Origin of the sequence: Duodenibacillus massiliensis, assembly GCF_900128485.1 — a bacterium.
Classification (GTDB): domain Bacteria; phylum Pseudomonadota; class Gammaproteobacteria; order Burkholderiales; family Burkholderiaceae_F; genus Duodenibacillus; species Duodenibacillus massiliensis.
In genome coordinates, this window is the sequence record NZ_LT635846.1 from 1 (window position 1) to 1,232 (window position 1,232).

Genomic DNA, 1,232 nt, shown 5'->3' on the forward strand with positions numbered 1-1,232 from the left:
AACTGGGCCTACCATAATTCGAATTTCAGATATTCTCAGATAATCTCCCTCAGTCTCCATTGTTCACCTAATACGATGAATTTAAATGGAAACACTGCCTACCGTCAGTCTCTGTTGTTCTCTGTCGTTCTATATCAAACTCCCTCCAGCTCGCGAATGATTTCACCCAACTATGCTCCCAATGGGTATGATTTCTTCGGAATTTTTCATTTTTTCTTCGGAACTTTTGGGAGCATAGCCTCCAACCCGCAGGAGAGCGGCATGAGAGTAGCTGAACGCCTCACAGCGATACGACTGAAGACCCTTGAAAAGGACACTGCCTGCGGCGTTGTGCCGGGGCTTTACGTGACTGTCCGGAAGCTCGCCGACGGATCGTTTGCCAAGTATTTTGTTCTCAAAGATCGAAAACAAAAACGCTCCTACACCATCGGAAAATTTCCGGACATCTCACTCTCAGAAGCATTCACCAAGGCAGCAGAATGGCGAGACCTCATCCTCAAGGGCGATGACCCTTCCAAACAACTCTTAGAGGCCTCCTCTCCCCAAAAACTGACGTATGAGAATCTCATGTTTCAATGGGTCGAATTCAACAATAAACGCGGCCGGTGGAAAGATGACAAGAAACCTCGACTCGGCGTGTGGCAAGGATATTTCAGAAACCACATTCCAGACTCGCTGCGCCAGTGTCCGGCCGCTGAATTAACGCCCGAGATGTTTGCTGACGCGCTGGCGGAAAAATGGCGGACCATGACCAACACCCCGGAAAAGATTCTTGCTGACACCAGGAATGCCATTGACTGGGCAATCCGACAAGAAATCATTCCGCCAATGATCAACCCGGCGCGCATTCACGGCGGAAAACTTGGAGACCTACTGCCGTTGAACAGACCGGAAACCGGCCACGAACCGGCTCTCCCCGTCCAAAAGATGCCGGCATTCTTCAAAATGCTCATGGAATACACCCTTTCGAGCCCTGCCGCCAGATGCTTGGCCTTTGCCATCCTGACGGCAGCCAGAAACTCTACCGCTCGAGAGGCCACTTGGAGTGAAATCCAAAAGGACGATGACGGCAACTGGATCCACCTGATTCCGCGTTCACGCATGAAGGTCAAGGCCGAAGGCTTGCCGTTTGACCGAAAGACCCCTCTGAGTTCCGTTGCGGTCAGGCTGCTGGAAACCATGCCGAGAGTCAAATATGAAGGACAGGATTACCTCTTTCCCAGTATCTTTCA

1 protein-coding gene is annotated in these 1,232 nt (G+C 51.0%); it reads left to right on the top strand.

The genetic code is table 11. The features are described 5' to 3' along the window. Nucleotides 1-156 precede the first annotated feature (156 nt). Nucleotides 157-1,232, top strand: a 1,076-nt coding sequence (locus BQ7486_RS00565) for a tyrosine-type recombinase/integrase (RefSeq protein ID WP_074008574.1), incomplete at its 3' end; no start/stop codon positions are given.